Genomic DNA, 549 nt, shown 5'->3' on the forward strand with positions numbered 1-549 from the left:
CGAACAGGACCGTCACCTGGCTGATGCGCCGCCCGGCCACAAGGAGCTTCGGCTTTGGCCGCGTACGCCTGCGGTCGATCTGAGGCCGTGGCTGTTCGGCGGGCTCGGGTGGCGGCGTCGGCTTGGGCTCCAAGGCGGCCAGCAGCTCGGCCAATTCCTCTCGGGACAGCGGCTGTTCCGCCCGCCGGGGAGGAGGCTTGGGTCCGGATGCCGCGGCCAGCATCTCGGCCAGTCCCTCTTCCAGGCCCTGGCGGCTCAGCGTGGCGTCCGGGCCGGATCCGTCCCAAGACTGCTGGACGGGGAAAGCGACGCTGCCGTACGGGTCAAGTGCGCCGGTCTCCGACCACCGGGAATATCCCGGGCTGTAAGCGCTCTCCCCATCGCCGTACCAGTCCTTCATCCGGGTTCCTTCGTGCCGTTGCGTGAAGCGTTCTGCTGGAGCGTGTAACCCGGCTGGCCGCGCCGGGGCGGGCCAATCACCGGCATGCCCCTCGCATGCCGCCCGCAAGGTGTGGTTCTCATCGTCCTGATCTCGTTCAAAAATCATCC

1 pseudogene is annotated in these 549 nt (G+C 68.5%); it reads right to left on the reverse strand.

What is annotated here, in order from left to right:
* A pseudogene (locus AC5P1C_RS43935) lies at positions 1 to 400 on the reverse strand (hypothetical protein); the annotation flags it as partial.
* Positions 401 to 549 lie beyond the last annotated feature (149 nt).

The sequence above is a fragment of the Streptomyces sp. A18 genome (assembly GCF_059026065.1).